Genomic DNA, 14082 nt, shown 5'->3' with positions numbered 1-14082 from the left:
GTCTCTTTTAATCGAAGACATAGAAGGGTACACGCACAAATCCCTCCATCAGTATTCTCGCACTTCGGCTCATAATGGCTTTTTGCACCACCCAGCCCTGCTCAGTTTGTTTCGCTTGTGCTCCAACTTTTAACGTTCCTGACGGATGACCAAAAGTCACGGACTCTTTTTCACCGCCACCAGCGGCTAAATTCACTAACGTTCCGGGCACACACGCAGCAGAAGCAATAGCAACGGCTGCTGTTCCCATCATTGCATGATGTAGCTTGCCCATCGACAGCGCGCGAACGAGCACATCAATATCCGACTCATTAACGGCTTTACCACTTGAAGACAGGTAACTTTTCGGTTTAGAAACAAACGCTATTTTCGGCGTATGTTGGCGTGTTTGAGCTTCTTCTAAATCAGAAATCAGGCCCATTTTTAACGCGCCATATGCACGGATGGATTCGAACATTGCTAATGCTGTGTCATCGTTGTTGATATCGTCTTGCAGCTCGGTGCCCTGATATCCAATCGATTCAGCATCAATAAAAATGGTTGGTATGCCCGCGTTAATAAAGGTCGCGTTGAACGTACCCACATCCGGCACCACTAAATCATCAACTAAGTTACCCGTAGGGAACATACTTCCTTCGCCATCAGAAGGGTCAACGAAATCGACTTGAATCTCGGCGGCCGGAAACGTCACGCCATCGAGCTCAAATTCGCCGGTTTCTTGAACGAAACCATTGACGATTGGCACGTGAATCAAGATGGTTTTGCTGATGTTCACCTGCCAAACACGCACCGTCACAATGCCATTTTCTGGAATGCGATCTTGTGGGATCAGACCAGCATGAATGGCGAAAGGACCGACAGCGGCAGACAAGTTGCCGCAGTTACCGCTCCAATCGACGAATGGTTTGTCGATCGACACTTGACCAAATAAGTAGTCAACATCGTGATCGGCTCTGCTGCTGCGCGAAACAATCACTGTTTTACTGGTGCTTGACGTCGCGCCCCCCATGCCATCAATTTGCTTCGCGTAAGGATCAGGGCTGCCAATAACGCGTAGCAACAGTTTGTCACGTGCGGCTCCAGCCACTTGCGCTTCTTGAGGCAAATCCTCTAGGTTGAAAAAGACACCTTTACTCGTGCCGCCACGCATGTACGTCGCGGGCACTTTTATTTGGCTTGTTTGATTCGGAGTATTATTTGACATACGCACTCCTTATTGTGCCAAGAAATCTTGCGCGAAACGCTGCAGAACACCGCCTGCGTTGTACACGTGAACTTCGTCAGCGGTATCTAAGCGACAAGTAACCGGAACATCGACTTTATCGCCGTTGCTGCGTGTGATAACCAGCGCTAAATCAGCGCCCGGCTTGATTTCTCCAACCACGTCGTAAAGTTCCGTACCATCCAGCTCTAGCGTATTGCGGTTAACGCCCGACTTAAATTGCAGTGGTAGTACGCCCATGCCAACCAAGTTAGTACGGTGAATACGCTCAAAGCCTTCAGCAACAATGGCTTCTACGCCCGCCAGTCGAACGCCTTTTGCTGCCCAGTCACGGGATGACCCCTGACCGTAATCCGCGCCAGCCACCACGATCAATGGTTGTTTACGATTCATGTAGGTTTCAATCGCTTCCCACATACGAACCACCTGCCCTTCTGGCTCTACACGCGCCAGAGATCCCTGCACGACTTCGCCGTTTTCCTTCACCATTTCATTGAACAACTTTGGGTTAGCGAAGGTCGCGCGTTGCGCCGTTAAGTGGTCACCACGGTGAGTCGCGTAAGAGTTGAAATCTTCTTCTGGCACACCCATTTTCGCTAAGTATTCACCTGCAGCGCTGCTTGCGAGAATCGCGTTGGATGGTGATAAGTGATCAGTGGTGATGTTGTCGCCCAGAATCGCCAATGGACGCATACCAGACAATGTTCTTTCTCCCGCTAGCGCACCTTCCCAGTACGGTGGTCGGCGGATATAGGTACTCATCGGACGCCAGTCGTACAGCGGGTTGGGATTTTGCTCTTGATCATTCAGCTTAAACATCTGAATGTAAACTTGCTTAAACTGCTCAGGTTTAACATGAGTACCGACAACTGCATCGATCTCTTCATCGCTTGGCCACAAATCATTGAGATAAATTGGTTTGCCGTGTTGGTCCGAGCCCAATGCATCGCGCTCGATATCAAAACGAATGGTACCCGCTAGCGCATAAGCGACAACCAATGGTGGTGAAGCCAAGAAAGCTTGTTTGGCGTACGGATGGATTCGACCATCAAAGTTACGGTTACCAGAAAGCACCGCTGTTGCATATAAATCACGGTCGATGATCTCTTGTTGGATTTTTGGATCCAGCGCACCACTCATACCGTTACAAGTTGTACATGCGTAACCAACAATGCCAAAGCCAAGCTTCTCTAGCTCTGGTAATAAGCCCGCTTCTTCCAGATACAAGCGTGCAACTTTAGAACCCGGAGCAAAAGACGATTTCACCCAAGGTTTACGTACAAGACCAAGTTCGTTGGCTTTCTTCGCCACAAGGCCAGCAGCAACCACGTTTCTTGGGTTACTAGTATTCGTACATGAGGTAATAGCAGCGATGATCACTGCACCATCTGGCAACTCGCCTTCTTTCTCTTCCCACGCTCCAGAAATACCGCGCTGTGCCAACTCAGAAGTTGGTAAACGACGATGAGGGTTTGACGGACCAGCCAAGTTACGGCTAACTGATGATAAATCGAACTCAAGTACACGCTCGTAAACTGCGCTATCAAGATCGTCTGCCCAAAGACCGGTTTGTTTTGCGTAATTTTCTACTAAAGCAACTTGTTCTTCATCTCGACCAGTTAGTTTCAAGTAATTGATGGTCTGCTCATCAATATAAAACATGCCAGCTGTTGCGCCGTATTCTGGTGTCATGTTTGAAATCGTTGCGCGGTCTCCGATCGTTAGATCACGTGCGCCTTCTCCGAAGAATTCAAGATATGAAGATACCACACGCTCATTACGAAGAAACTCAGTAATCGCGAGGACAATATCCGTTGCGGTAATGCCCGGTTGACGTTTACCCGTCAGTTTGACACCGACAATATCTGGTAGACGCATCATTGATGGTCGGCCAAGCATGACGGTTTCTGCTTCCAGACCACCGACACCTATCGCAATAACACCAAGAGCGTCTACGTGAGGCGTGTGACTGTCCGTACCCACACAGGTGTCAGGGTAGGCAATGCCCTGCTTTGCTTGTACCACAGGAGACATTTTTTCCAAGTTGATTTGGTGCATGATGCCATTCCCAGCTGGAATCACGCTGACGTTTTCAAACGCTGTTTTACACCACTCGATAAAGTGAAATCGGTCTTCATTACGGCGCTCTTCAATCGCGCGGTTTTTGTCGAAGGCATCAGGGTCAAAGCCCGCATGTTCAACCGCTAAAGAGTGGTCAACGATCAATTGTGTCTCAACCACTGGGTTCACTTTTGCAGGATCGCCGCCCTGATCTGAAATGGCATCGCGTAGACCCGCTAAATCGACTAGAGCGGTCTGACCAAGAATGTCATGACAAACAACGCGTGCTGGATACCAAGGAAAATCAAGATCGCGTTTGCGTTCAATTAACTGTTTCAGGCTATCTGTCAATGTGTTCGGGTCACAGCGACGGACCAGTTGCTCAGCTAGCACGCGAGAGGTATAAGGGAGTGTTTCATAGGCTCCAGGAGAAATGGCATTGACGGCTTCGCGTGCATCAAAATAATCCAGTTGAGTTCCCGGAAGCGGCTTACGATATTGAGTATTAATATTTGTGTTCATGGTTTGCTTCCATTCAGTCTTTACATCTTGCCTTCATCAAGGTTTTCCATTGCTCCAGAAACACAGTGATGAGAGGATCTCCTTCCTCTGTTAGAGAGAATGACAAAGGAAGGAGGTGGTCAACCAAAGCATATAATGCCCTCGTTGACCTTCGCGCTAGCGATTCTCGATAGGCACCCATTCTTGATGATCTGGGCCCGTGTAATCAGCACTTGGGCGAATAATACGGTTATTGGCACGCTGTTCATAAACGTGTGCAGCCCAGCCCGTTAAACGACTCATCACAAAGATTGGGGTAAATAGTTTGGTTGGAATGTCCATGAAGTGGTAAGCCGATGCATGGAAGAAGTCCGCATTACAGAACAGACCTTTCTCTCGCTTCATCACTGATTCAACACGCTCAGAAACCGCATATAGATGTGTATCACCAACTTGCTTCGATAACTCTTTGGACCAGCGTTTTATTAAGGCGTTGCGAGGGTCACTTTCACGATAAATCGCATGACCAAAGCCCATGATCTTGTCTTTATTGACTAGCATTTTCATGATGTTCGCTTCCGCCTCGTCGGGCGTTTGCCAATCTTCAATCATTTCCATCGCCGCTTCGTTCGCACCTCCGTGAAGTGGTCCACGAAGCGTACCGATTGCTGCCGTGATACAAGAATGGATGTCTGACAACGTTGATGCACAAACGCGTGCTGCGAATGTAGAAGCATTAAACTCATGTTCAGCATAAAGAATAAGCGAGCAATGCATCACTTGTTTGTGCAGCGCAGATGGCGCTTTGTCTGTAAGTAATCGCAAAAAGTAACCACCGATGCAATCTTCAGTCTGATCCTCGGTGTTGATACGCACGCCATCATGACTAAAGCGGTACCAGTAACAGATGATGGCAGGGAACAAGGCTAGCATACGTTCGGTTGCTTTCAGTTGCTCCTCGAAGCTCATTTCCTGCTCTAGGTTACCCAATACAGAACAACCCGTGCGCATTACGTCCATTGGGTGTGCGCTTGCAGGAATCAACTCTAAAGCTTGTTTTAGCTCGGCTGGCAAACCTCTAAAGCTGAGTAGGTGTGTCTTGTACGCATCAAGTTCTTGTTGATTCGGCAAGTGACCGCGTAACAGAAGGTGAGCCACTTCTTCAAACTGTGCGTTGTTCGCAAGATCAGTAATATCGTATCCACGATAAGTTAAACCAGTTCCCGTTTTTCCGACAGTACATAAAGCTGTGCTTCCTGCGCTTTGACCACGAAGGCCTGCGCCACCTAATTCTGCTTTCTTTTCTGCAGTTTGAGACATTGTTTGAACTCCTTTTCTGTCTGACTTTTCCCTCTCTGGGGTGTTTTTAGCCAAACGAATTTCACGTTATTAGATGAGATAAATTCCGATTATCTTTTTCTTGGGCTTCCGTCTATTTTTGCTTTTCCCCCGCTATTTCCCTTCAGAGAATAACTGGTCAAGTTTGTCTTCGTAGTCGTGGTAATTCAGGTGCTGATACAACTCTTTACGTGTTTGCATCGAATCAACCAGTGCTTCCTGATTACCCACTTCTAGCAAATGTTTGTAGACCGTTTCAGCAGCTTTGTTCATGGCACGGAACGCACTTAATGGGTAAAGCACCATATCGACTTTCGCTTTTGCAAGCTCATCGCAGCCGTACAGTGGCGTTGCGCCGAACTCGGTAATGTTGGCCAGAATAGGAACGTGCTTTCCAGTTGCTTGCTCAAGTGCGTTTGAGAACTGAAGGTACTGATCCAGCTTGGTCATCGCTTCTGGGAAGATCATGTCTGCGCCAGCTTCCACACACGCAATCGCACGCTCGATTGCGCTGTCCATGCCTTCAACAGCTAGCGCGTCTGTACGAGCCATAACCACGAAACTTTCATCATTGCGTGCGTCAACCGCGGCTTTTACGCGATCAACCATCTCTTGCTGGCTGACTATTGCTTTGTTCGGACGATGACCACAACGTTTCTGCGCGACTTGGTCTTCCATGTGCACCGCTGCCGCGCCTGCTTTTTCCATCGCTTTGATCGTGCGAGCAATGTTAAATGCACCGCCAAAACCCGTGTCGATATCAACCAAAAGAGGCAAATCACATGCGTTAGTGATGCGGTCAACATCAACCAAAACGTCGTTTAATGTTGTGATACCGAGATCCGGCAATCCGTATGACGCATTTGCGATACCGCCACCAGACAAGTAAATCGCTTGGTGACCCAAGTTTTTTGCCATCATGGCGCAATACGGGTTTATAGTGCCGACAATTTGTAGTGGATTATTTTGTTCAATGGCGAGTCTGAATTTCGCTCCCGGTGTTAAGCTCATGACGAATTCCTTCTAGTCTTTGTCTAAACTTTCTGTATGTATAATTTGAGATTGGATGAGCTTTCGACTTCCTGATATGTGTCTTCTCATCAACATTTCTGCAAGCTCTTCATCGCGATTGCGAATGGCTTCCAAAATGAATTTGTGTTCGGTGAGCGCCTCATTCGGGCGAGATTGCGCACGTGGCGACTGGTAACGATACATCCGTAATAAGTGATAGAGTTCATCACACAGCAGAGATATTAACTTACTGTTTCTGCTCGCTTGGATGATGCGATAGTGAAAATCAAAGTCACCATGTTGATGGAAGTAAGACGCGCCTTCCATTTGGTCTATATGCTTGGAATGTGTCGACAATAGCATTTCCAAGCTTAAGAGCTCTTCTTGCGTAATGTGTCGCGCAGCTAACCTTGCCGCCATGCCTTCCAATGCTTCTCGAACGGCATAAAGTTCTATCAGCTTTTCCGGAGAAAAAGTGGTCACTCTAGCCCCAACATGAGGAATTCGCTCGATGAGCCCTAGCCCCTCTAAGCGCATCAATGCTTCACGCAAAGGCCCACGACTGACTTGATATTTCTTTGCTAGCTCAGGCTCTGATATCTTATGGCCAGGCTTCACATCGCCATTAACAATGACTTCAATCAGTGTTTCGGTCAGCGTTTCGGATTTGGTGTGTTCTTTCTCAGAACCCAGCACTTTATAACGAGCTTTCAACTCAGAGTTCATATTCAGATACTCTTGTTACCGACATCGAAATGTCTACAATTTCTTAACCTGAATATAAAGTAGTCGATCAAAGTGTCGACAATCAAGTAAATTGTCGACAATTTAGACTAAGGTCGTAATTTAAATGGGCATAAAATGCCCGTTAAGTGCCTTTTTTAGCAGAAATAAAGAATGGTGAGTTCACATTGTCGACAACTTATAAACCTTTAAGCTTATGATCTAAAAACTAAAAGCTCAGCTGTCGAACAATAATCGGATAAAAAACTATTCTTTAGGTACAAATTGATCAAAGACTTGTTGCGAAGTCATCTTTTGTGAAGCGGAATTGAGGTCATAATAAGCTGGCTTTTCATCGGTAAAAATCTCTAAAGTGAGTTTGAAATCTGGGTTATCGAACAAACCAGCGGAAAGAATGTACTCACCTGTCGGCAACAAATGATAGAAAAGGTTTGTGCCGCATTCGCCACAAAAACCTCTCACCGCCCAGCCAGACGATTGATAACGCTTTGGCTCGGCCCCCTTAAACGTCACGTTAGGCCCACAATGCACCGCATGAAGTGCGCCACTCGACCATTTTCGACACATAGAGCAATGGCACAGGCTAACCTCATTTTTAACCTCAGCGATGACTTCAATTGCGCCGCACAAACACGTCCCTTTCATTCTCTTTTCCTCGTTCATTTTCCGTCATTTAATTATGGCCTACCAAAGCGTAAAGCCGCGTGACCTAACACCAACTTCTCGCCGTGAACTTTATGAACAAAATAACCGAAATGCTCAATATTCTCTTTATATCTCTTTTACAGACAGATATTTAACACTTAATTAACCTTTACACCAAGTTCAGCTTTAACGCTTACAAGGCATGACAACTGAGCAAAAACAATAAGGCTCAACTAAATAGAGTCGCTAACATAAGGAACGTGAACATGTTAAAGGTACTCAAACCAACGCTCGCCGCTTCAATCATCGCAGCTTCATTTTCATTCAACGCTCTTGCTGCAGATATTGAAAAAATGCACTTTCTTATCCCTGGAGGTGCCGGTGGCGGTTGGGACATGACCGCCCGAGGTACTGGTGATGTATTAATAAAATCAGACATCGTCGAAACCGTATCATTTCAAAACCTATCTGGTGGTGGCGGTGGCAAAGCAATCGCACATTTGATTGAAACGGCTGATCGTCAAGAAGACACACTCATGGTGAACTCAACACCGATCGTCGTTCGCTCGCTCAGTGGGATCTTCCCACAATCTTTCCGCGACTTGACACCTGTTGCCGCAACGGTTGCCGATTATGGCGCCATTGTTACATCAGCCGATTCTCCTTATAGCTCTTGGGAAGATGTCGTTAAAGCTTTTAAAGAAAACCCACGTAAGGTGAAGGTTGCTGGTGGCTCTGCTCGTGGTTCTATGGATCATTTGGTTATAGCAGCAGCTTTCAAAGGTGAAGGTTTTGATGCGCGCAAAGTTCGTTACATTGCCTATGATGCAGGTGGAAAAGCCATGGCTGCCCTACTTTCAGGCGAAACACAACTGCTCTCTACAGGGCTAGGTGAAGTACTCGAAATGTCTAAGTCTGGGCAAGTGAAAGTGTTAGCGATTACAGCACCAAAACGTTTAGAAGCTGCGCCTAACATTCCAACTCTCACCGAATATGGTAATGAAACTGTCTTTGCTAACTGGCGTGGATTCTTTGCAGCACCAGGCACAAGCCAAGAAAAGCTAGATGAATGGAATGCCGCATTTACTAAAATGTATAACACCGACGAATGGCAAGTCGTTCGAGACCGCAATGGTTGGATCGACAACTATAAAGCGGATAAAGCATTCTTCGCGTTTCTTGAAGATCAAGAGCAACAGATGGGTGACTTAATGCGCGAGTTAGGCTTCCTGAAGTAACAGTCGAATTGGGGTCCCTCAGATACCAACCTCAATGAATAACGTAGGTTGGTATTTCCCCATTGTATTTGCACTCTAAGTTTCACCGCATATGGACATTGTCGACAATCGGCATGCACACTCCTTTGTTTATATACCCAAAGCGGCTCGACTAGCAGCGAAATGCTTAATTGTTAATGGTTTAGTTTATTCATTGACGTCCATATGCGGTCTTTTTTACTTTTGTTAGGAGTTGAATATGCCTCGTTCAACCAACTTTTTCACCAAAGAGTACTTGCTCTGTCGTGACCGCGTCGGCGCAATGATCTTTCTACTCTTCTGTCTTTGCTACGGTTATCAAACCTCGCAGATTCCATTGTTTCCAGGTGATGAGTATGAACCATTCACCGCACGCACTCTGCCAACCATCCTGACTTACGTTGGTGTCGGCCTTTCTTTGCTATTGCTGGTGACAGGACAACCAGATAAACAAAGTGGCGCAGTGCTGACCTTCAATTGGAAGTTACTGATTGCCTTTTTAATTTTAATGGCGCTCTACGGCGTGGGCCTGACTTATCTAGGTTTTGTGATAGCTACTGGCTTGTTTTTATTGGCTGGCTTTTATCTGCTCGGGGAAAGACGTAAACCCGTTCTGTTTGGCGCGTCGTTTCCATTCGTGATCGCGTTCTACTTATTACTCACTCAAGGTTTGGACATCTATCTCGAACCGGGTTTGATTTTCACCATCTGGTAGCCAAAGAAAGGACTGAATTATGTTAGATGGAATTCTACAAGGTTTATCCACCGCAGCAATGCCAATGAACATTATGATGGTGATCGTTGGTTGCTTCGTCGGTACATTTATCGGCATGTTACCTGGACTTGGGCCGATCTCAGCCATTGCTTTGATGATCCCAATTACTTATGGTCTAGAGCCCTCCTCTGGCCTTATTTTAATGGCGGGGGTTTATTACGGTGCGGTATTTGGTGGTTCTACATCGTCGATTTTAATTAACGCGCCGGGTTGTTCTTCAACCGTGGTCACAGCATTCGACGGCTACCCAATGGCTCAAAAAGGCCAGGCAGGTAAAGCATTAGCTTTGGCAGCTTATTCGTCTTTCACTGGCGGTACGCTATCTGCCATTATGTTGCTTGTTGCCGCACCAGCATTGGCTAGCGTCTCCCTTAGCTTCCAATCGTCGGACTATTTTGCGTTGATGCTACTTGGGTTATCAGCAGTCGCGGCTTTTGCGGGGAAAGGTCAGGTAATCAAAGCGTGGATGATGACCATTCTTGGTTTGATGCTATCTACAGTTGGAATCGATAAAGGCGTAGGCGTTGAACGCTTTACCTTCGGTTTAACGGATTTAATGGATGGCTTTAGCTTCTTGTTGCTTGCAATGGCGACATTCGCACTGGGTGAGACACTGATGGGCATCCTTAAACCATCAAAAGACACCAGCAATGAAGAACAAGAAAAGCTGAGCAACATTGGCTCAATGAAAGTGACCAAGGAAGAAATCAAAGATGTTGCGCCTGTTTCAATTCGCTCTTCAATATTAGGTTTCTTCACTGGCGTTCTTCCTGGCGCAGGGGCAACCATTGCTGCTTTTTTAAGCTATGGTATGGAGCGCAACCTCGCACCTAAAGAGAAAAAGGATGAGTTCGGTAAAGGCAGTATCCGTGGTTTGGTTGCGCCAGAGTCTGCGAACAATGCAGCATCTAGTGGTTCATTTGTACCGCTATTAACGCTTGGTATTCCGGGCTCTGGTACAACAGCAATAATGCTCGGTGCGCTGATCGCTTATGGTATTCAACCTGGCCCTCGCCTATTTGTTGAACACCCAGATGTGTTCTGGTCAGTGATCATTTCCATGTACTTCGGCAACATCGTACTTGTGATCCTGAACTTACCATTGATTCCGTACATTTCAAAGCTTTTGGCGGTTCCAAGAACGGTGCTTCTACCGATGATTTTATTCTTCTCAATCACCGGGGTTTATTTGGTCTCTTTTAACACTATGGATGTGTTCGTGATGCTGATTGTGGCTATGGCTGCCATTGCACTTCGGCTCGCTAACTTCCCGCTCGCACCTTTATTGCTGGGCTTCATCCTTGGAGGATTAATGGAAGAGAACTTACGCCGCGCATTAATGATTTCAGATGGAGAACTGAGTTTCCTATGGGAGCGTCCTATTACCCTTACCTTTACTGTTTTAGCTGTATTGGTATTGGCAAGTCCACTAATCGTAAAGCTGATTCAAAAGTTTAAAGCACAGCCAGTCAGCGTTGAGCAGTAATCGCTGTCTCTTTCAACCTAGATAAAGCCATCCATCGTGATGGCTTTATCTTCCACCCTCCAAATCGTTCGCTTATTGTGCAGATGGTATTGACAAATCACTGTCGTTATATGAAGGTGATTGTATGAACACACACTTAGCGCAACTTAACCAACGAATTATCATCATTCCATAGGAATGGTGGGATTTTTTGATGCGCTCAGTATTTATCGAACCCACCCATAGCGGTGGGTTTTCTGTCTCTACCGTATGGGAAAAGCTCTCTTGGAGGCGGTCACAATGCAAAAAATAGCAGTTTTTGGTAAACCCGGCAGTGGAAAATCGACGGTAAGTAAAGCAATCGCGTCTGCTACCGGTCTTCCTCTTCATCAATTAGATTCAATAGTCTATAAACCAAACGGTGCTCCCGTTGAGCGTAACGTTTTTGATGAAGCCCATAGCAATATACTAAGCTCAGATCGTTGGATTATAGATGGCCTTGGACCGATCAGCTCTTTCAACGCTCGTTTAGATGCAGCCGATACTCTCATTTATATTGATCTACCATACTCCGTAAGCTATTGGTTTGTGACGAAACGTCTCCTTAAAGGACTATTCATAAAACCTGAAGGTTGGCCTGATGGTAGTTCGGTACTGAAAGGAACGTTACAAAGCTACAAAGTTCTTCAGCAATGCCCCGCATTCTGGAATGATGACTTTATGTATCGCCTCGAAGGGTACTCTCAAAGTAAAGCCGTTCATGTCATCAAAAACGTTACAGAACTGAACAATTTTGTTTTAGAGCGGGTAAAGTAAACCTCATATCAGAACATTAGAGCATGTAGGTTAGATCATCTGAAGCTCTAACAATAAAAAAGAACATAACAAGGATTGTTTATGCTTTTAGAACTCTCACTTTTATTCATTGCTGGCGTAATTGGTGGGATCATTAACTCCATAGCGGGAGGCGGAAGCTTTATTACTTTTCCGGCTCTATTGGCAGTTGGTGTTCCTCCTATTATGGCTAACGCAACAAACACATATGCTTCATGTGCGGGTTACATTAGTGGAGCCGTCGGGTTCAGAGAAGAGATCATGAAGAACAAGCATGAACTGCTGTTCACAGTCTCATTCAGTTTAGTCGGCGGCGCTGTCGGAGCATATCTGTTGCTCAACACGCCAGAATCGCTATTTATGGAAGCTATCCCTTGGTTACTCTTATTTGCCACCGTGCTTTTTCTCACCGGTTCTCGTTTAACAATGCTAATCAAAACTGTCGCGAAAGAGCACAAACATGCTGGCATACTCGGAGCAATCGCGTTGGGTTCACTACTTGTTGGTGTCTCTGCTTACGGTGGTTTTTTCAACGCAGGTTTAGGGGTTATTGTTCTGAGCTATCTGGTAGTAGCTGGCCACCAAGACATTAATTTAATGAACGGTTTGAAATTGCTCGTATCTACGTGTGTTTCACTCATTGCTATCGTGATTTTTGTTGCCAATGGCTCCATTGACTGGCACACAGGTAGTGTTGTTTTGGTCGGTACGTTGGTAGGTGGGTATCTTGCAGCTCGTGTCTCTCGTCAACTGAATCCTAATCATGTTAAAGGGTTTGTTGCTCTTTCTTCTATTCTCATCACTATCTACTTTTTCATTGATGTTTATGTTTAAGCAAAACTTGTACAAGTGGATAACACTCCTACAAAAACGCCAGCGCGAAAGATTAATGCAGATGGCTTAACGATTTTTTGTGTCACTCCAGCGAGGTTAGGAATCTAATAGCACTACACTGAGCGGCTAATGAAACCATTTTGATCACAAAGTGCTCGGATGGAAGAGCCTGTATCACGCTCCTTCGTCGCTGTACAGGGTGACGAGAAATAGAAATATGCCACTCGCGGTTAAACGAGTGGCATTGATCGAGAAAGATGGCGTTTTACATCAATAATAAGAGAAAGTAACGCTTACTTAATCAGCCCTACTTCTTTGTAGTATTTGAGCGCACCTGGGTGAAGAGGCGCAGATAAACCGTCTTTTACCATTTCCTCTTTCTTCAAGTTTGCAAACGCTGGGTGGAGACGGCGGAAATCATCGAAGTTTTCAAATACCGCTTTAACCACGTTATAAACCACATCTTCTGGTACCGCAGTAGAAGAAACAAACGTCGCGCCCACACCAAAGGTTTGAACATCACTATCTGTGCCACGATACATACCACCTGGGACATTTGCGACACGATAGAAGCTGTTGTCTGCAACCAGTTTTTCTACATTAGGTCCAGCTACCGTTACGATATTACTATCACACGACGTAGTGGCTTCTTTAATCGCTCCACTTGGGTGACCAACGGTATAAATCATCGCATCAATTTTGTTATCACAAAGTGCTTTTGATTGCTCTGCTGCTTTTAACTCAGAGACAAGCTTAAAGTCGTCGTTACTCCAACCATACTGGTTCATTAGCACTTCCATAGTACCTCGCTGACCAGAACCAGGATTACCAATGTTGACGCGCTTACCTTTCAAGTCATCAAAAGTTTTGATGTTCGCGTCTTTACGTGCAACGACAGTAAACGGTTCTGGATGAACGGAGAATACGGCGCGCAGCTCTTTAAAAGGCCCGCTTTCTTCAAACTTACTGGTTCCTTTGTAAGCATGATACTGCCAGTCTGATTGCGCGATACCGAGGTCCAATTCACCAGCACGAATAGTGTTGATGTTATAAATCGATCCCCCAGTACTTTCTACCGAACAACGGATACCGTGCTCTTCTCGCGATTTGTTAACCAAGCGACAAATAGCGCCACCAGTCGGATAATAAACCCCTGTTACGCCACCGGTACCAATCGTGACAAACGTTTCCTCCGCAGACGCAGAAAAGCCTGTTGTGAGTGCAGCCAAAGAAGCCGCAAGTGCGATTTGCTTAAACTTAAACATTGAACATCCCTTTTACCTGTGTTGATGACCGTTTAAGTATAGCAACCGTTAACAATTTGATAACGTTTGAGTTCTCATCCTTGGAGGTTGATTTATAGATATATATTTTTTTATCAACTTAACCTGCTGAT

12 protein-coding genes are annotated in these 14082 nt (G+C 45.9%); 5 read left to right on the top strand and 7 right to left on the bottom strand.

The features are described from left to right. Window positions 1-7: 7 nt before the first annotated feature. The 6 genes from prpF to R7093_RS05080 form a co-directional block, all read right to left on the bottom strand. Window positions 8-1204, bottom strand: coding sequence for a 2-methylaconitate cis-trans isomerase PrpF (gene prpF, locus R7093_RS05105; protein ID WP_005377286.1), 1197 nt, complete (start codon window positions 1202-1204; stop codon window positions 8-10). Window positions 1205-1213: 9 nt separating this feature from the next. After that, window positions 1214-3805 (bottom strand): Fe/S-dependent 2-methylisocitrate dehydratase AcnD, encoded by a 2592-nt coding sequence (gene acnD, locus R7093_RS05100; RefSeq protein ID WP_169629147.1) that lies wholly within the window; start codon window positions 3803-3805, stop codon window positions 1214-1216. Between the two features lie 156 nt (window positions 3806-3961). Beyond that, window positions 3962-5104, bottom strand: coding sequence for a 2-methylcitrate synthase (gene prpC, locus R7093_RS05095; RefSeq protein ID WP_318146540.1), 1143 nt, complete (start codon window positions 5102-5104; stop codon window positions 3962-3964). Between the two features lie 132 nt (window positions 5105-5236). Further along, the gene (gene prpB / locus R7093_RS05090) at window positions 5237-6133 is read right to left on the bottom strand and encodes a methylisocitrate lyase (protein ID WP_042523753.1); all 897 of its coding nucleotides are present in this window, start codon (window positions 6131-6133) and stop codon (window positions 5237-5239) included. A gap of 12 nt (window positions 6134-6145) precedes the next feature. Then, a complete protein-coding gene (locus R7093_RS05085; RefSeq protein ID WP_005377279.1) occupies window positions 6146-6859 on the bottom strand; it encodes a GntR family transcriptional regulator in 714 nt (237 codons plus the stop codon). A 264-nt stretch (window positions 6860-7123) separates the two neighbouring features. Continuing rightward, window positions 7124-7522: a GFA family protein gene (locus R7093_RS05080; protein WP_318146539.1), complete on the bottom strand. Its 399-nt coding sequence runs from the start codon at window positions 7520-7522 to the stop codon at window positions 7124-7126. A gap of 266 nt (window positions 7523-7788) precedes the next feature. Here R7093_RS05080 and R7093_RS05075 point away from each other — a divergent pair, with 266 nt between their 5' ends. The 5 genes from R7093_RS05075 (at window position 7789) to R7093_RS05055 (ending at window position 12686) form a co-directional block, all read left to right on the top strand. Next, window positions 7789-8760 (top strand): tripartite tricarboxylate transporter substrate binding protein, encoded by a 972-nt coding sequence (locus R7093_RS05075; protein ID WP_005388181.1) that lies wholly within the window; start codon window positions 7789-7791, stop codon window positions 8758-8760. Between the two features lie 238 nt (window positions 8761-8998). After that, window positions 8999-9493, top strand: coding sequence for a tripartite tricarboxylate transporter TctB family protein (locus tag R7093_RS05070; RefSeq protein ID WP_005377273.1), 495 nt, complete (start codon window positions 8999-9001; stop codon window positions 9491-9493). Between the two features lie 19 nt (window positions 9494-9512). Continuing rightward, window positions 9513-11039 (top strand): tripartite tricarboxylate transporter permease, encoded by a 1527-nt coding sequence (locus R7093_RS05065; RefSeq protein WP_318146538.1) that lies wholly within the window; start codon window positions 9513-9515, stop codon window positions 11037-11039. Between the two features lie 279 nt (window positions 11040-11318). After that, a complete protein-coding gene (locus R7093_RS05060) occupies window positions 11319-11834 on the top strand; it encodes a hypothetical protein (RefSeq protein ID WP_005377268.1) in 516 nt (171 codons plus the stop codon). A gap of 81 nt (window positions 11835-11915) precedes the next feature. After that, window positions 11916-12686, top strand: coding sequence for a sulfite exporter TauE/SafE family protein (locus R7093_RS05055; protein WP_005377266.1), 771 nt, complete (start codon window positions 11916-11918; stop codon window positions 12684-12686). A gap of 293 nt (window positions 12687-12979) precedes the next feature. Here R7093_RS05055 and R7093_RS05050 read toward each other — a convergent pair whose 3' ends face one another. Continuing rightward, window positions 12980-13951, bottom strand: a complete 972-nt coding sequence (locus tag R7093_RS05050; protein WP_005377264.1) for a TAXI family TRAP transporter solute-binding subunit — start codon at window positions 13949-13951, stop codon at window positions 12980-12982. Window positions 13952-14082: the final 131 nt, after the last annotated feature.

Source organism: Vibrio sp. 1580 (assembly GCF_033340055.1).
The sequence above is the reverse complement of the archived record's forward strand: the minus strand, read 5'-3'. Positions and strand labels throughout refer to the sequence as shown.